Here is a 15,752-nt window from a genome sequence, read left to right on the forward strand (position 1 = left end):
GAAATAGGGGGGCGCCCGCGGCGGGTGCGGGGGTTCGCACACGCCCGCCGCGGACGGCGCGCCGAGCGGTGGCGGGGCCGCGGGGGAGCGGTGCCCGGAAGAAGGTGAATTCAGGGGGAGGGCCGTGGTCGATTACATGGAGGGCGTCTACAGAAGGCGCGTGCCGGATCCCGGAGGGGAACTCCACGCGCCCCCGGGCAGGTCGGCGGCGGCGCGGCGGCGCGCACAGGCCGATATCGCCCACGCCTGCGAACGCATGTCCGTCGATCCGGGCTTCGTTCGGCTGCGAAGGAGATTCGCGATTCAGGCGGGCCTGCTGGTCGCCGCCTTCCTCGGCAGTTACATGTCCTATCTGCTGCTGTCGGCCTACGCGCGCGATTTCATGAGCATCCGGATCGCCGAATCCGTCAATGTCGCCCTGGTCATGGGAATAGGGCAGTTCCTGCTCACCTTCGTGCTCGCCTGGGCGTTCGGCCGTTTCTCGGAACGCGCGATCGACCCCCTGGCCGCACAGGTCCGGGACCGCGCCGCCGGCGGCGCCCGGCCGCACCCGGCCGCGCGGGACGGGGCGGACGGCGCGGCGGTGCGCCCATGACCGCGGCCGGCGCGTCCGGGATGATCGGTGCCGTCACGGGGGACGGCACCGCCCACCTCCTCGCCGCGCCCACCGCGCTGGACGGCCGGTTCGGCGCCGCGCACGCCTGGACCATCGGGCTGTGCGCCCTGTTCGTCCTGGTCACCCTGGCCATCACCATTCGGGCCCGGCGCACCACCAGGGGCGCCGTCGACTACTACGCGGGCGGGCGCGGCTTCTCCAGCACCCAGAACGGCCTGGCGCTCACCGGCGACTACCTGTCGGCCGCCTCGTTCCTGGGCATCGCCGGGATGATCTCCCTCCAGGGGTACGACGGGTTCCTGTACTCCATCGGCTTCCTGGTGGCCTGGCTGCTGGTACTGCCCATGGCCCAGCTGATGCGCAACACCGGCCGGTTCACCATGGCCGACCTGCCCGCGTTCCGGATGCGCCGGATGCGGGTGCGGCTGGCCTGCACGGTCTCCACCGTCATCGTGTGCGTGTTCTACCTGGTCGCCCAGATGGTCGGCGCCGGCGCGCTGGTGTCGGTCCTGCTCGGGCTGCACGACGGCGGCACCTTCCTGGGCGTGGACGCCGCTCAGGCCCGCACCGGCGCGATCGTGCTGGTCGGGGTGCTGATGATCGTCTACGTCATGTACGGCGGCATGAAGGCCGCCACCTGGCTCCAGATCATCAAGGCGGTCGTGCTGCTGGGCGCGACCGGGCTGCTCACCGTCCTGGTCCTGGCCATGTTCTCGTTCGACCCGCGCGCCCTGCTGGGCGCCGCCGCCGACGCCAGCGGCCACGGGCCGGCGTTCCTGGAGCCGGGGCTGGGCTTCGGCGTGGAGGTGCCGGGGGAGCCGGCGACCACCATGTTCAACAAGCTCGACCTGATCAGCCTGGGGCTGGCACTGGTGCTGGGCACGGTCGCCCTGCCGCACATCCTCATCCGCTTCTACACCGTGCCCGACGGGCGCTCGGCGCGCTCGTCGGTCAACCGCGCCATCCTCATGGTCGGGGCCTTCTACCTGATGACCCTCGCCCTGGGGTTCGGGGCGGCCGCCCTGGTGGGCTCCGAGCGCATCCTCGCCCTGGACCCCTCCGGCAACAGCGCGGTGCCGATGCTCGCCGAGGAGCTGGGGCGGCTCACCGCAGGGCCGGTCGGCGCCGCGGTGCTGCTCGCGCTGATCTCCGCGGTGGCGCTGGCCACCATCCTGGCGGTCATCGCCAGCCTCACCCTGGCCTCGTCCTCCTCCATCGCCCACGACCTGTTCGGGCACATCCTCATGTGGGGGCGCCCGCGCGAGTCGCAGGAGGTGGCGGTGGCCCGGTTCTCCGCGTGCCTGATCGGCGCGGTGGCCATCGCGCTGGCCGTGCAGGCCCAGGAGCAGAACGTGGCGTTCCTGGTGGGCCTGGCCTTCGCCATCGCGGCCGCGGCGAACCTCCCGGTCATCGTGCTCACCATGTTCTGGCGCCGGTTCAACACCAAGGGCGTGGAGTGGGGCATCTACGGCGGCCTGGCGTCCACCCTGCTGCTCATGCTGTTCTCGCCGGTGATGTCGGGCAAGACCGACCCGGCCACGGGGGAGAACCTGTCGGTGCTGCCGTCCTGGATCGACATCGGCTTCTTCCCCCTGGAGAACCCGGCGCTGATCGCGGTGCCCGTCGGGTTCGCCTGCGCGGTGGTGGGCAGCCTGCTCTCGCCCGAGCGCAACAGTGCCCGGTTCACCGAGCTGCGGGTGCGCTCCCTCACCGGCTGGGGCGCCGACCAGGAGTGACCGCGGGGGCGCCCGGGGCCGGGCCTGGGGAGGGGGTCAGGGGCGGCGCGCCCGCTCCAGGGCCCGGGCCAGGTCGGCCAGCAGGCCGGGGATCTCCGGTGCGGAGCGCGCCGCGGCGTCCCAGGCCCGGGTCGCCTGCTCCAGCCGGTCGGCCACGGTCGGCTCGTCGGCCCCCTCCCGGCGGATCCGGGCGTCCCGCCTGCGGAAGGAGGTGCGCGTCGCCCACAGGGCCGCCGCCACGAACGGCCTGTACAGGCCCCGGCCGCGCACGTCCAGGACGACCTTCACCGACCAGCGCCCCTCCGGGGTCGCCGCCGCTTCGATCCAGCCCTCCACCCGGGCCATGGCGTGTGTGGCGGTCAGGTGCGCCGGCGGCACCGGGCCGTCCTCCAGGGCGGCGTACCAGGCGTCCAGGTCCAGGTGCAGGGAGGCCGAGGCCGAGCGCAGCCGGGGGCCGCGCCCGGGCAGCCGGACGTCCAGGGTCCAGTCCACGGTGCCGGCCGCCCCGTCGTGGGACACCGAGCCCCAGGTCACCGGGGCGTCGCCGGTGCCGGCGGTGTCGGGCATGGCGTACTCGACGGAGGCGCGGCCCCAGGGGTCCCAGGAGGTGACGGTGACGCCGGTGCTGCTCCACCCCTTGTCCTCGTCGTCGCCGGGCTCGACGGGGACCCCGTCGGGGGAGAGCTCGGCGACCAGGTAGTGGGCGCGCTCCTGGAGGTGGCGGCCGGTCTGGAGCTGGAGCCCCGACCGGGCCGCCAGGGCCTCCAGCGCCTTCCGGCGCTCGGGGTCGGGCGAGCCGTCGCGCAGCTCCGCGACGGCGGCCTCCCGCCGGGCCAGCCGCCCGGCGCGCTCGCGCACGTCGACGAGCCCGAGTTCCCCGGCGCGCTCGACCAGCGGGGCGAGGTCCTCCTCGGCGGGCGGCAGCAGCCAGCCGCGGCCGTCGAACCGGCAGGCCGCGGCCACCTCGTACAGGCCCGCGACGATCCGGTCCACCGTTCCCCGGTCGGCGGGGGCGAGGTCGAACGTATGGCTCAGGCGGGTCACGGCGTCTCCGGGATTCGGTGCAACAGCGCGGCGTTCCCCAGGGTACGGGCCGGGGCGTCGGTACCGGTCGGCACAATGGCCCCATGGGTGTCTACGTGGTGTTGTTGCGCGGGGTCAATGTCGGTAAGCACAACCGGATCGCCATGGCCGACCTGCGGGGCCTGCTCGGCGACCTGGGCTACCGGGACGTCACCACCCACCTGCAGAGCGGGAACGCCGTGGTCGCCTCGGGGGACGAGGGGCCGGAGGCGGTGGCCGCGGCGGTGGGCGCGGGGCTGCGCGAGCGGTTCGGGCTGGAGGTGCCGGTGGTGGTGCGCACCGCGGAGGCGCTCGGCGCCGCGGTGGAGGCCAATCCGCTGGAGGTGGCCGACCCCTCCCGCTTCCTCGTCCTGTTCTGCTCGGGGACGCTGGACACCGCGGCGCTGTCCGCGCTGGACCCGGCGGAGTACCCGCGCGAGCGCCTCGCGGCGACCGCGACCGAGGCGTACACCGTCCACGAGGAGGGCCTGCGCTTCGCGCGGCTGCCCGACGTGGTGGCCCGGCACGCCGACGGGTTCGTCACCGGGCGCAACTGGCGGACGGTGCTCAGGCTCGCGGAGATGGCGCGCTCCTGACCCCTGCCGAAATACTTGTCCGAGAGAAAACATCTGTCCGAGAGAAGACCACGGCGCGTTCCCCGAATGGACGGTGGTACCGGTGCCGAGACGATGGACCGTGATCCTGCGCGACCGGGCCGACACGGCGCGCCCGATCCGTCCCGAGGACTGCCACGGCCTGCTCAACCGCTGGTGGCCCCACCCGCCGGAGGAACACGCGCTGGCCAAGCGGTGGGCGATGAACGGGTGGCCCGCCCCGCTGGGCGACCGGCTGTACCACTGGACGCTGACCTGGCTGGACGACGAGGTGCCGCCGCCCTCGGACCCCGAGGAGGCGGTGGGCCGGGTCCAGCGGATCGGCGACCACCTGCTCGAACCCCTGTCGGTGACCCGCACCTTCGACCGGCGCTACGGGGAGCTGCTGGCCGGTCCGCGGGGACCGCTGCCGGTCCGCTCGGCCGAGCTGCGCAGCCGCACCCCCGTGGTCACCGCCACCCGGGACTCCTCCGGTGAGCGGATCCCGCACGTGTGGCCGGGGCCGCGCCGGATCTTCGGGGCGGTCCACCGCTCCGGCGGAGGGATCGTCGGCGGCAGCGGGGCGATGGGCGCGGTCGCCCGGTTCGCGCCGCCCGCGCTGGCGGGGACCTGGCTGGAGTCGGCGTTCGAGGGGCTGGACCTGGTGCGCCGCCTCCCCGTGCCCGGTGAGGAGATCCGGCTGGCCGAGCACCATCAGGCCGAGGGCCGGACCGTCCTGGGCTGGCAGGGCGGGCTGCGCCTGGAGCTGACCGGCGGCGACCGGCGGCACGCCGAGGCCTTCACCGCCCTGCTGGAACTGGTGGAGCTGACCGGCGTGGGCAAGTACACGGCGCAGGGCTTCGGCTCGGTGCTGGTGGACACCGTGACCCCGGGCGCCCCGTCCTCCGCGGTGGTGGCCCAGAGGGCCCGCCGCGCCCCCCAGCGGCCGCCCTCCCGGCCCGGGCCGGGGCCGCTGGAGACACGTGCGGCGGTGGCCGGGCTGGAGGAGTTCGGAGGACTGCTCTTCGACTGAGGGGCTCGCGGCCGGGGGCGGTGGCGGGCGGCGTCCGCGGTGGACGGGCGCGCCGGAGGCGTTGTCGTGCACGCGCGGGGGGCGGGGCGCGGGAGGAGAGGGATGACCGGACCGGCGGGGCCGCCTGCGCGCGGGGTCGAAGGGCGCGGGGGCGGTGGATCTCGTCGCCGTGCGGCTCCCGGCGGGGTGGGGCCGGGGAACCGGTCCGGAACGGCTCCGGTCGGGGCGTTCCGGGGAGGGGGGACCGTGGGGTCCGCTGCCCGTCCGGGTCAGGAGGGGCGCCGGTCGGCGGCCCGCTCGCGCAGGGACCGGGCCAGGTCGCGCAGGTGCGGGACCAGCTCCTGCGGGGTGAGCGGGGCGGGCTCCGGAGGGGCGGTCGGAGCGGGCTCGTGCTGGGTGATCGTCTCTGATGTGTGCGGCGACACCGGGGAACCTCCGTACCGTGGGTGGTTCGTGCATGGAAACCCTCTCGGACAGACACGGGCGGGGGCCGCCCGGCCCCCTCGCCGGGTGGCCGGTTCGGGCCAATCCCCTTCCCGGGGATGCCTCGCCGCCCTTGGGCTGGTAAGGGTTGTGGGCCGTCGATGGGACCGGACCGTCCGAGAGTGGTGGACGGGTCCCGCCCGGCCCACGCCCTGCCCCCGCCCGGCCACGCGACGAGGAGTCTCGACACGGTGACCTCCGCCTCCGAGCAGCACCGGTCCGCCGCCGGCGTGCCCGCGCCCCCGGCACGGGGCGTGGTGGTCGGCGTGGACCTGCGCGGTATCCAGGCCTACGTGTACAGCGGGCGGCGCATCCTGGACGCGGTGGGACGGGCCGCCCTGGTCGCCGAACTCACCGACACCTCCGACCCGGTGCGGGGGATCGCCGGCCTGGTCCCCGACGACTGCACGGTGCTGCGCGACGCGGGCGGGGCGCTCACCGTGGTCCTGCCCGACGCGGCGGCGGCCCGGCGCTTCACCGCCCGCTACACCCGTGTGCTGCGCGAGCGCGCCGGCGACCTCACCCCCGTGGTGGCGCACGTCCCCTACGGCCCCTCCGCCCCCGGTGAGGGGTCGGCCCCGGCGCACGATGTGGACGAGGCCCTGGCCCTGCTGCCGGACCGGCTGCGGCGGGCCCGCGGGTACATGTCCACCCTGCACGACCCCGCGCACGGGTACGGGATCACCGCGGTGTGCGCGGTGGGCGGCGGCCCGGCCGAGGTGCTCGACCCCAGCCGCGCCCAGGACGACCGCCCCGGGGTCCCCGAACGGGTGAGCGCCGACGTGGCGCGCGCCCGGGGGATCGGCCGCCGCTGGCACCGCGCGCACAGCGCCGCCTGGGCCGCCGGGGCGGCCACCGCCACCGGGGCGCCGCGGCTGGCGCTGCCGATGGAGGTGGACCGGCTGGGCCGGGAGCCGGGCGGGGTCAGCCGGATCGCGGTGGTGCACCTGGACGTCAACGGGCTCGGCGCGATCCTGGGCGAGTACCGCGAGCGGGCGGGCGACCGGGACGTGCCCGGTTCCGGGGCCCTGGCGCAGCGGCGGCTGTCGCAGCGCATCGCGGACCTCACCGGGGCGCTGGCGCGGGTGCTGGTCCGCGCGGTGGCGGCGACGGTGCGCGCGGACCCGGGCCGGGAGCCGGTCATTCCGGGCGGGGCGCGTTCGATCGCCCTGGACCACGAGCCGTCGGGCCCGGTCCGGCTGCCGGTGCGGCCGATCGTGGTGGCCGGGGACGACCTGACCGTCCTGTGCGACGCGCGGCTGGCCCTGCCCCTGGTGCGGTACGCCCTGGAGTGGCTGGACGCGGACCCGGAGGGGATCGGCGACCCGGCCGACCCCCGCACCGCCCTGCACCGCACGCTGGTCGCCGCGCACGGCGACCGGCCCGGCGGCGGGCGCACCGCGGCCGGGTACGGCGGGCACCGCCACACCACGTTCGTGCCCACGGTGGGGGTGGGCGTCGCGGTGCAGCCGGTGGGCGCGCCCCTGTCCCTGGGGCACGACCTGTGCGAGGCGATGTGCGCCACCGCGAAGCGGCACCGGGTGGCGGCGATGGAGGACGGCGCCCCCGACGAGCACGTGGTGGCGTGGACGACCCGGGTGGACGGGGTGGACCGGGTGCTCGCCCGGTGGGAGGCGGCCCGGCGGGGCCCGGTGCGGCGCACCGGCCTGCCGCTGACCGGTACCGGGTTCACCGGTTTCCTGGACCGGTACCTGGACCCGGACGCCCCGGGGAGCCTGACCGCGGAGGGCGACTCCCGGCGGCGGGGCTGGCTGATCTCGTCGCTGGTGCCCCTGCTGGAGTCGGGCACCGACCCGGCCCCGGAGATCGCCCGGCGCGCCCGGGTGACCGGCGGGCCGGTGGACCTGCCCCGGGACTGGGAGCCCGCGGGCCTGCTCGACGCCGTGGAGATGATGGACCTGTACCTGGACCCGGGGCTGTCCCGGGCCCTGGACCCCCGCCTGTCGGCGGCCCGCGGCGGACCCGGGGGCGGTCCCCGGTGAGCGCCCCCGGGCGCGTCGTCGTGCGGCTGGCCTCGCCCGCGCTGTTCGTGGGGGCCAGCGCCGACGGCACCGGCGCCGACACCGACGTGGTCACCGACGACCACGGGCTGCCCTACCTGCCCCGCCACCGGCTGGCCGCGCGGCTGCGCGCGGGCGCCCGGCGCGCCCTGGCGGTGTCCCCGGGCCTGGAGGACGCGGTGGGCGAGGTGTTCGGCCGGGAGCGCTCACACGGCCGCGACCGCATGCTGCGGTTGGGGCACGCCGTCGCGGGGGACGCGGTGCGCACCGCGGTCGCCCGCGCGCTGGCGGGCCGGTCGGAGTCGGCGCGCGCGGTGCTGCGCCGCGCGGTGACCGACGCCCACACCGTGCTGGAGACCGGGATCGAGGTCGGCCCGCACGGTGCCGCCGAGCCGGGGCGGCTGCGCACCCACCGGGTGCTGCTGCCCGGCCTGGTCCTGACCTCGGAGCTGACCTGGGCCCGGGAGCCGGGGCCGGACCACTGGCGGCTGCTGGCCCGCGCCTGCCTGGCCACCACCGGGATCGGCCTCAAGGGCACCCGGGGGCGGGGCCGGGTCGACGTGCGCCTGGCCGGGGATCCGGACGAGGACCCGGACGCCCTCACCCTGCGGCTGGCCGCCCCGCCCGTGCGGGAGCCGCGGTGAGCGGGGTGAGCGGCTACCTGCCGCTGCGTTACGTCCTGGCGGACACCCTGGTGGTGCGCACCTCCTTCGACCCGCTGCGGATCGACTCCGAGCACGTCATCGGCGGGCGCGCCCAGCGCGGGATGCTCGCCGCGGCGCTGCGCAGGGCCGGGCTCGGGGAGGAGGAGCGGGCATGGGTCGCCGACGGCGGCGCCGTCCGGTTCGCCGCCGCCCACCCGCGGCTGGAGCCGGGGGCCGACCCGGACCTGCCGGGCCCGGGCCCGGCCCGGGCCGCCTACCCGCCGCCCGCCTACCTGTACACCCTGGGCAAGAACAGCGACACCATGGCGGACGTGTTCGCCGACGCCGACCCGGCCGTGCCCTACCGGGCGGTGCGCGACCCCATCACCCTGGACCGGTCGCTGCGGGCGCGGGTGCGCACCACCACCGAGCGCTACCTGGGGCGGGCGCGCACCGGCGACCCCGACCGGGGGGTGCCGTTCTTCACCACGGCCCTGGACTCGGGCCAGGTCTTCGAGGCGCGCTGGCAGCTGCTGGCAGACGACCCCGCCGGCCTGGAGGCGCTCGCCGAGCGCGTCATCGGGGTGCTGGACGCCGCGCGGGGCTCGCTCACCCTGGGGTCTGGCGGCACCCGCGCCCACGGCGGGGTGCGCGTGTCCCCGGTCGACCCGGACGCCCCGCTCTCCCCGGACCGGACCGCGCCGGCGGGGCGGCGCTCCTGGGCGGCGGGGGAGCCGGTCGACCTGCTGCTGCTGTCCCCGGCGCTGGTGGTGGGCGACCACGGCCAGTACGCCCCCGGCGCCCTGGTCGCGGAGGTCCGGGCGCTTCTGGCCCGGCACCTGCCGGGGGCCGGTGTGCGGGTGGTCGCCTCCCACGTGGAGTCGACCGTGGTCGGCGCCTACCACCGCGGCTACCGCGGGCCGATGGCCCAGAGGCGTGCGGCCGCCCCCGGCGCGGTGGTGCGGCTGGTGCTGGACCGCGCCCTGCCCGCCGCCCTGGTCCGGGCGATCGAGGCCGACCCGCTGGGCGACCGCGTGATCGACGGCCACGGCCAGTTCGTACTGCTGGACCCGCCCCCGCGGGGCCCGCTGCCGCCCGCTCCCGAGGCCGTGCCCCTGGCGGGGCGCCCCGCCGGGACCGTCGCCCTGCCCGACGGCGGCGCCGTCGCCGCCCACGGCCCCCTGGAGTGGGACGACCCGGGGCTGGCCGCCCTGTACGACGACCTGCTGTGGAACGCCGCGGCCGAACCGGTCCGCGACCACGCCCGGATGCTGGCCCGCCGGTCCGCCCGCCGGCTGGAACCGCTCACCCCCAGCCTGGTCGGGCGGCTGCGGGAGGCGGTCACCCACCCGCACCACGGCGCGGACGCCGCCCTGGACGCGCTGGCCGGGGTCCTGGCCGGGGAGCGTTCCGCGGGCGGGTCCCCCAAGACCCTGCACGACCGGGCCGTCCGGGCGCTGGCCCGGGCCCGGGTGGTGCCGCCCGGCAGCCCGCCGATCCCGGTGCGGGTGTGGCTGTCCGGGGTCGGCGGGGGAGGGGCCGCGGCCGATTGGTGGGAGGCCAACCGCCCCCGGCCCGCGCACAGCCCCGCCTACGCGGCCGCCATCGCCGCGGTGGACCTGTCCCTGGCCGACGGGCTGCCGCCGCGCGACGACCCCGCCGGGCTCTCTCCGCGCGCCCGCGCCTGGGAGCGCCGGAACGCCGCCCGGCTGTGCCTGGCGCTGGTGTCCTCCTGGCTGGCCGAGACCGCCCGGGTGCTGCGCACCCGCGACCCGGCCCACACCCAGGGGGGCCGCCGGTGAACACACCCGGACCCGGGGTGCTGTGGGAGGTCGCCGGACGCTGGTGCCTGCTCTCCGACACCCACATCGGCGCCGCCCAGGCGGTGCCCCGGCACGCCGCCCAGAGCGACGTGGACCTGTACCTGGACCGGGACCCGCGCACCGGCGCGCCCCGGCTGCGCGCCACCACCCTGGCCGGGCTGCTGCGCCACTCCCTGGCCGCCCGCACGGGCGGTCCGGGCCGGGCCGGCGAGCTGTTCGGGACCGCCGAGGACGACGGGACCGCTCCCCGGGCCAGCGCGCTGGAGGTCGACGACGCGTTCGCGCGCCTGCCGGAGGGGACGGGGGTGGCGGTGCGCACCGGGACCCGGGTGGACCCCGCCTCCGGGACGGTCCTGCCCGGCCTGCTGTGGCAGTGGGAGGTGCTCCCGGCGGGCACGGTGTTCGTCGTCCACCTGCGGCTGCGGGTTCCCGCGCCCGCGGACGAGGCCCGGCTGCTGACACTGCTGGCACTGGCCGCGGAGGGGGTCGGCGGCGCCGGCGCCCGGCTGGGCGGGCGCACCGGCCGCGGGCACGGGGCGGTGCGGGCCACCCACTGGGCGGCCCGCCGCCTGGACCTCGGGGACGAACACGACTGGTTCGCCCACCACGGCGTCTCCTGGCGGGAGCGGTGGCAGGCCGGCGAGGACGCCCTGGCCGACGCCCCCGCCGACCTGGCCGACACCCTGGGCCGGGAGCTGCGCGCCGCGGGCCGGACCGGGACGGCCGCCCACGTGGCGGCGCGGGTCGCCGCCCCCGACCGGCGCCGCCGGGCCGAGCTGCGGCTGACCCTGGCGGTGGGCGAGCGCGAGGACCCGCTGGCGCCGCCGCCGGACGCTCTGCGTCCGGGGCTGCTGTCGGTCGGGGACGTCCCCGCCGGAGACCGGCTCGGCGAGACGGACCGGGCCCACCGGTGGCGCCCGGTGGTCGAGGACCCCGACAAGGGCGAGGTGCGCATGGCCCCGGTGCTCGGCGACACTGCCTTGTTCGCGCTGGTCAAGCGGATCGCGGCGCGGACGGTGCGCGACGCCGCCCAGGCCTTGGGCGGAGCCGGTCCGCAGGACTGGTTCGGCCACTGGTGGGGCGCCGACACCCCGGGGCGGGACGCCGCCCCCCGCCCCTCCCGGGTGCGGCTGCGGGAGGTCCCGGTGATCACCGGCGGGGCGCCGGTGACGGCCACCCGGATGGCCGTGGACCCCCTGTTCGGGGACTCCGTGGACGGCCGCCTGTTCACCCACGACCTCCAGTGCGGGGGGACCGCCGAGGCGGTGTTCGACGTCGAGGACCCCGACGACGCGGTTCTGGGCCTGTGCGCGCTCGTCGTCCGCGACTTGGCCACGGTGCCCTTCGACACGCTGGGGGCGGGCTCGGGCGTGGGCCACGGCCGGGTGAGCGCGGTCGGCGCGGAGCTGGTGTCCTACGGTGAAGGGCCGCGGCGGCGCGTCGACCTGGTCGCGGCGGTGTTCGCCCCCGACGGCCCGGACGCGGAGGCCGTCCGGGAGTGGGTGGCCGCCCTGCGCCTCCTGGTCTCCGGTGACACCGGGCCCGAAGCGCCACGACGGGAAGGAGGACGGCCGTGACCGACGCCCCTGCGGGAGTGACCGTGCGCCGGCTGGGCACCGCGGAGATCGACGCGGTCTTCGACGACGTCTTCGTGCGGGGCGTCCGCTGCGGCCTGCTCGACACCGGTCCGCCCGGTCCCCCCGGCGACCCGGACGCGCCGCAGTGGCTGCTGGCCGAGCTGGGCGACGGCCGGATCACCGGGGTCTGCCCGCGGGACCGCTGGCACCGGTCGGACGGCCCCGGCACCGCCGACCTGTCGGCGGCGGCGCCGGCCGCGCCCGCCGACCGGGTCCGCGTTCTGGAGGTGCTGGTGTTCGCCGCCCACGCCCAGATCCGGATCGGGGAGGGCGGCCGGTCCGGGTGGATCTGCGCCGACGCGCCCGGAGAGGTCCCCCCGTGGCTGCGCCCGCGCGACCGCTCCTTCCTGCTCCAGGGCTGGACCGGGCCCGAACACGGCCGCTCCCCGGGCGAGGGGGTGCCGCTGACCGTGACCGCCGAGCCCTCCGGAGCGCGCGCGGTCCTGCCGGTCGTGTGGAGCGACTTCTCCGCGCGGGTGCGCCGTGTGCGCGGGGGGCGGGCCGTCGCCGAGGGGACCGGCAGCTGGCTGACCGTGCGCGAGTACTGGGCGCAGGACCCCGGGACCGGCACCGTGGGGGTGGCCTTCCACCGGTTGACCGGCCTGTCCACCGGGCCCAAGCCGACCGGCCCGGTGTTCGACCCGGGCACCGGCGACGAGCCTGTCGGGGAGGCGCCGTGGTGAACCCCCGCGACGTGGCCTCCCGCCTGGGCGGAGCCGAGCGTCCCCGCCCCGCCGAGCGGCCCCGACCCGCCGGGCGGGACGCCCCGGCGCGCGCCACCGCGCCCTACGGAGCGGTCCGCATGGCCGCCGAGCCCGTGCCCGCCGCCGACCTGCACGGCGGCTACGACACCGGGGACCTGCTGCGCAGCCACGACCGCACGGTGCGCGGCACCCACTCGGGGTGGATCGACCTGTCCCTGACGACCCTCACGCCCACCTTCGTGGGCCGCACCCCGGACCGGGGCGGGGTGAGCCGCTCCCTGCGGCTGCCGCACGGCGAGACCCCGCTGCCCGTGCTGCCGGGCTCGGGGCTGCGCGGCCTGGTCCGCAACACCCTGCGCATGCTCACCAGCGGGGAGACCGGGCCGGTCAACACGCCGATGCTGTTCTTCCGGGCGCCGGTGCGCATCGACCCGGCCTCGGCCGACAGCACGCTGTCGCCCCGCACCCGCTCGGTGATGGCGCTGCGCCACTCCCAGTACCGCAGGCGGCGGGCGGGCCTGCGCACCCGGCAGGGCTTCCTGTTCCACGAGCGCTCCCGCGACCGCTGGTACATCGTGGAGGTCCCGGCGGCCAGGCCCGGCGGGGAGCGCGGCCAGGCGCTGAAGGTGCCGTTCACGGTGCTGCGGGAGAGCCTCAAGCGGTGGGACTTCGGGGTGGACGACCTGCCGGACAACCCCCGGGGCGCCCCGTACGTGCCCACCGCCCACGAGCAGCACGGCCGGCTCCAGTACCGCTGGGTGTACGCCGTCCACCTGCCCGGCGAGCGGCGCGTCTCCGCGGTCGCCCCGACGGAGCAGGAGGCCCGCGCCCACCTGGCGGAGCACCGGATCGACGTCCGCGACCTGGGCCGGGGCGGGGTGGTCCCGGCCCTGGTGGTGCTCACCGGCGCGGCCGGGGGCGAGCGCCGCAACGCCTACCTGTTCCCCCGGCCCCCGGACCTGCGCACCGGCCGGCTGCGCGTCCCCGACGCCCTGGTGGAGATGTTCGAGTCGGCCGAGCAGATCACCGGGTACCAGCGGGCCGCGTTCCCCGACGGGCTCGGTACGGAGGAGGGCGACCCCGAGCGCGAGCGGGTCGGCGGCTCCGGCGGCGGCGGGCTGCCCCGCCGCGGTATGGAGCCGGTCTGGTTCGATGTGGACCCGCGGGGGTCGGTGGTGTCCTTCGGCCGTTCGGGCGGCTACCGGATCGCGGTCAGCGACGACGACCCGATCCGCCGGGCGGTGCCGGAGGCGCTGCTCAGCCCCCAGCACGGGGACGCCGACCGGGCCGACCGCGCGGGGCGGCCGGTGGACGTGGGCCGGGCCCTGTTCGGGGACGTGGACACGTTCGCGGGCGAGGCGTCCGCCTCCAAGGGGCGGGTGTTCTTCGGCAACGCCGTGTGCACCGACCCCGACCCGGACTACCCAGACGGGGCGGCCCTGCGGGTGCGGCTGCTCTCCCCCCAGCGCGGCTGCTTCGCCAACTACCTGCTCCAGGGGCCGGACGCGGCCGGGGGCAGGGCCGACGTCATCACGTGGGCGCACGAGGGGCAGGTGCGGCTCAACGGCTACAAGGCCTACCTGCACCGGCACCGCGAGGGCCTGGGCTCGCCGGTGCGCTACGACGAGGCCGCCCGCGAGGACCCGGGCCTGGAGGTGCTGCCGCCCGGGGGCGGCCACGGCCCGCCGCGGGACACCCAGCGCGACGTCGTCCCCCTCCGCGACGGCCTGGTGTTCCGGTCGCGGATCACCTTCACCAACCTCACCGACGGGGAGCTGGGCGCCCTGCTGCGGGCCCTGCTGCTGGACAACCCGGTGGACGGCGGCGACCCGGCCGATCCGGAGTACGCGCACAAGATCGGCATGGGCAAGTCGCTGGGGATGGGCAGCGTCCACCTGCGGCCGCGGCTGTACCTGGTGGACCGGCGGGCCCGGGCGCTGTCCCCGGACCCGGACGCCGGGGTGGAGCGCGCCGGCGCCGCCCGGGTGCGGGCGTTCCTGGACGCCTTCGACGGCGCGCTGGCGGCACGCCGGATCTCCGGGAGCGGCGACCCGTCCCGGTGGCGGGAGGTGGACCAGGCCGTGGACGTGCTGCTGGCCGCGCGCTGGCGGCACCGGCTGCCCTGGGAGGACACGGCGGTGATGCCGCTGCGCGCGTTCGCCGAGTACCCGGTCCTGCCCCCGTTGGTCGACCGTTACGCGGCGGCCGGCCTGCTCACCCCGTGATGACCTCGGTCAGCGCGTCGATGAGGTCGGCGCGCCGGTCGGGGTCGTCCTGGGCGTCCGCCCAGCGGGCGGGCACGCCCCGCCCCTCCTCCAGGATCGCGCACAGCAGGGTGTCCAGGGTGCCCTGGGGGTCGGCCTCCAGGGCGGCCCGCCGCTCCTGCGCGCGGGCGGACAGCTCCAGGGCGGTCCGCTCCAGCCACATCTTCTCCTCCTCGCTGAGCACCTCGCGGCGCTCGGGGTCGGCCCCGGCCGGGACGGCCGGGGCGTCCGGCACGGGTGCGTAGGGGGCGCTGCGGGCCCGGCCCCGGGCCTGCTGCACCAGGGCGAAGTGGGTGGGCATGTCAACCGCCATGCGCCCCAGGACCCCGGTGAGCCTGCGGGCCACGTCCTCGCCGCTCAGGGCCGGCAGGAGGCGGCGCAGCAGGAGGCGGCGCCGCTGGTCGGGGGTGCGCCCGGGGTCGGCGTCGCGGCCGGCGGCCAGTTCGGCGAGCTTGCGCAGGAGGTAGTCGCCGGTGGCGGTGGAGACCATCGGGGCCTCCTTGGGGCCGCCCAGCCCGCGGCCGTGCAGGTCGGCGACGGGCACGGCGCTGCCGTCCTCGGTGAAGGAGACGGTCTCGCCGGGGGAGATGTCCTCGGGCAGGTCGGCGGCGGGGTTGCCCCAGCCCGCGGTGAGCACGAGCATGGCCAGCGCCTCCTGGTCGACCACGTCGGCGGCCACGCGGGCCACGTCGCGGCGCTGGGCCCAGCGCCGGGGCCGCTCGGAGAACGCGCAGCGCACCCGCCCGTCGGCGGCGGGCTGGGGGTAGACGTGGCGCAGGTTCTTGTACGACCGGTCCCGGCGCACGTCGTCCAGGGCGTCGCGCAGCCGGTGCGCGGCGGTCCGGTCGACCGCCCCTCCGACGGGCGCCGCGCGCCGCATGCGCACGGCGATGACGCCGTCGGGGTCGCCGCCGTGGTCCGGGCACGGGCAGTGCTCGGCGCACAGGTCGACGTAGTCGCAGAACTGTTCGGCGTGGCCCGAGCAGCCCTGCGCGGTTCCGTCCGCGGAGCAGGGCCCGCACCCCAGGACGCGCGTGAAGACGCGCAGGAAGGCGGCGGAGCCGAACAGCTCCCAGGCGGAGCAGTGGTGCGTGCTCACGAACTCTTCTCCCCGGGTGTTCCGGGGCCGGGTCGCT

13 protein-coding genes are annotated in these 15,752 nt (G+C 77.5%); 10 read left to right on the forward strand and 3 right to left on the reverse strand.

Annotation, left to right across the window (positions count from 1 at the left end; translation table 11 throughout):
• The first annotated feature begins 124 nt into the window (after positions 1-124).
• Together KGD84_RS10250 and KGD84_RS10255 are read left to right on the forward strand one after the other, a co-directional pair.
• Positions 125-595, forward strand: a complete 471-nt coding sequence (locus tag KGD84_RS10250) for a DUF485 domain-containing protein (RefSeq protein WP_255646437.1) — start codon at positions 125-127, stop codon at positions 593-595.
• A 20-nt stretch (positions 596-615) separates the two neighbouring features.
• Positions 616-2,352 (forward strand): solute symporter family protein, encoded by a 1,737-nt coding sequence (locus KGD84_RS10255; protein WP_370634685.1) that lies wholly within the window; start codon positions 616-618, stop codon positions 2,350-2,352.
• A 36-nt stretch (positions 2,353-2,388) separates the two neighbouring features.
• Here the strand turns inward: KGD84_RS10255 and KGD84_RS10260 are convergent, their stop codons facing one another.
• Entirely contained in the window at positions 2,389-3,396 is a 1,008-nt protein-coding gene (locus KGD84_RS10260) for a hypothetical protein (protein ID WP_220560034.1), read from the reverse strand.
• Between the two features lie 83 nt (positions 3,397-3,479).
• Here KGD84_RS10260 and KGD84_RS10265 point away from each other — a divergent pair, with 83 nt between their 5' ends.
• Together KGD84_RS10265 and KGD84_RS10270 are read left to right on the forward strand one after the other, a co-directional pair.
• Positions 3,480-4,010 carry a DUF1697 domain-containing protein gene (locus KGD84_RS10265; protein ID WP_220560035.1) on the forward strand — a complete coding sequence of 177 codons (531 nt, stop codon included), beginning with the start codon at positions 3,480-3,482 and terminating at the stop codon, positions 4,008-4,010.
• Between the two features lie 73 nt (positions 4,011-4,083).
• Positions 4,084-5,040, forward strand: a complete 957-nt coding sequence (locus KGD84_RS10270) for a CRISPR system precrRNA processing endoribonuclease RAMP protein Cas6 (protein ID WP_220560036.1) — start codon at positions 4,084-4,086, stop codon at positions 5,038-5,040.
• Positions 5,041-5,309: 269 nt separating this feature from the next.
• Here KGD84_RS10270 and KGD84_RS10275 read toward each other — a convergent pair whose 3' ends face one another.
• Positions 5,310-5,465, reverse strand: a complete 156-nt coding sequence (locus tag KGD84_RS10275) for a hypothetical protein (RefSeq protein WP_220560037.1) — start codon at positions 5,463-5,465, stop codon at positions 5,310-5,312.
• 249 nt (positions 5,466-5,714) lie between these two features.
• Between KGD84_RS10275 and KGD84_RS10280 the strand changes: the two genes are divergently transcribed.
• The 6 genes from KGD84_RS10280 to KGD84_RS10305 are packed head-to-tail and all read left to right on the forward strand — an operon-like array spanning position 5,715 to position 14,577.
• Positions 5,715-7,526 carry a hypothetical protein gene (locus KGD84_RS10280; RefSeq protein ID WP_255646438.1) on the forward strand — a complete coding sequence of 604 codons (1,812 nt, stop codon included), beginning with the start codon at positions 5,715-5,717 and terminating at the stop codon, positions 7,524-7,526.
• A complete protein-coding gene (locus KGD84_RS10285; protein WP_220560038.1) occupies positions 7,523-8,188 on the forward strand; it encodes a hypothetical protein in 666 nt (221 codons plus the stop codon). Before KGD84_RS10280 ends, KGD84_RS10285 begins: the two co-directional genes overlap by 4 nt.
• A complete protein-coding gene (locus KGD84_RS10290) occupies positions 8,185-9,990 on the forward strand; it encodes a hypothetical protein (protein ID WP_220560039.1) in 1,806 nt (601 codons plus the stop codon). Before KGD84_RS10285 ends, KGD84_RS10290 begins: the two co-directional genes overlap by 4 nt.
• Positions 9,987-11,588, forward strand: a complete 1,602-nt coding sequence (locus KGD84_RS10295) for an RAMP superfamily CRISPR-associated protein (RefSeq protein WP_220560040.1) — start codon at positions 9,987-9,989, stop codon at positions 11,586-11,588. Before KGD84_RS10290 ends, KGD84_RS10295 begins: the two co-directional genes overlap by 4 nt.
• Positions 11,585-12,331: a hypothetical protein gene (locus KGD84_RS10300; protein ID WP_220560041.1), complete on the forward strand. Its 747-nt coding sequence runs from the start codon at positions 11,585-11,587 to the stop codon at positions 12,329-12,331. The genes KGD84_RS10295 and KGD84_RS10300 overlap by 4 nt, the downstream gene beginning before the upstream one ends.
• Positions 12,325-14,577 (forward strand): TIGR03986 family type III CRISPR-associated RAMP protein, encoded by a 2,253-nt coding sequence (locus KGD84_RS10305; protein WP_260697205.1) that lies wholly within the window; start codon positions 12,325-12,327, stop codon positions 14,575-14,577. Before KGD84_RS10300 ends, KGD84_RS10305 begins: the two co-directional genes overlap by 7 nt.
• Here the strand turns inward: KGD84_RS10305 and KGD84_RS10310 are convergent.
• On the reverse strand, positions 14,567-15,715 hold the full coding sequence (locus KGD84_RS10310) for a hypothetical protein (RefSeq protein ID WP_220560043.1): 1,149 nt from the start codon (positions 15,713-15,715) through the stop codon (positions 14,567-14,569). The two genes, KGD84_RS10305 and KGD84_RS10310, sit on opposite strands and share 11 nt — an antisense overlap.
• Positions 15,716-15,752 lie beyond the last annotated feature (37 nt).

This window comes from Nocardiopsis changdeensis (assembly GCF_018316655.1).
GTDB classification, from domain to species: domain Bacteria; phylum Actinomycetota; class Actinomycetes; order Streptosporangiales; family Streptosporangiaceae; genus Nocardiopsis; species Nocardiopsis changdeensis.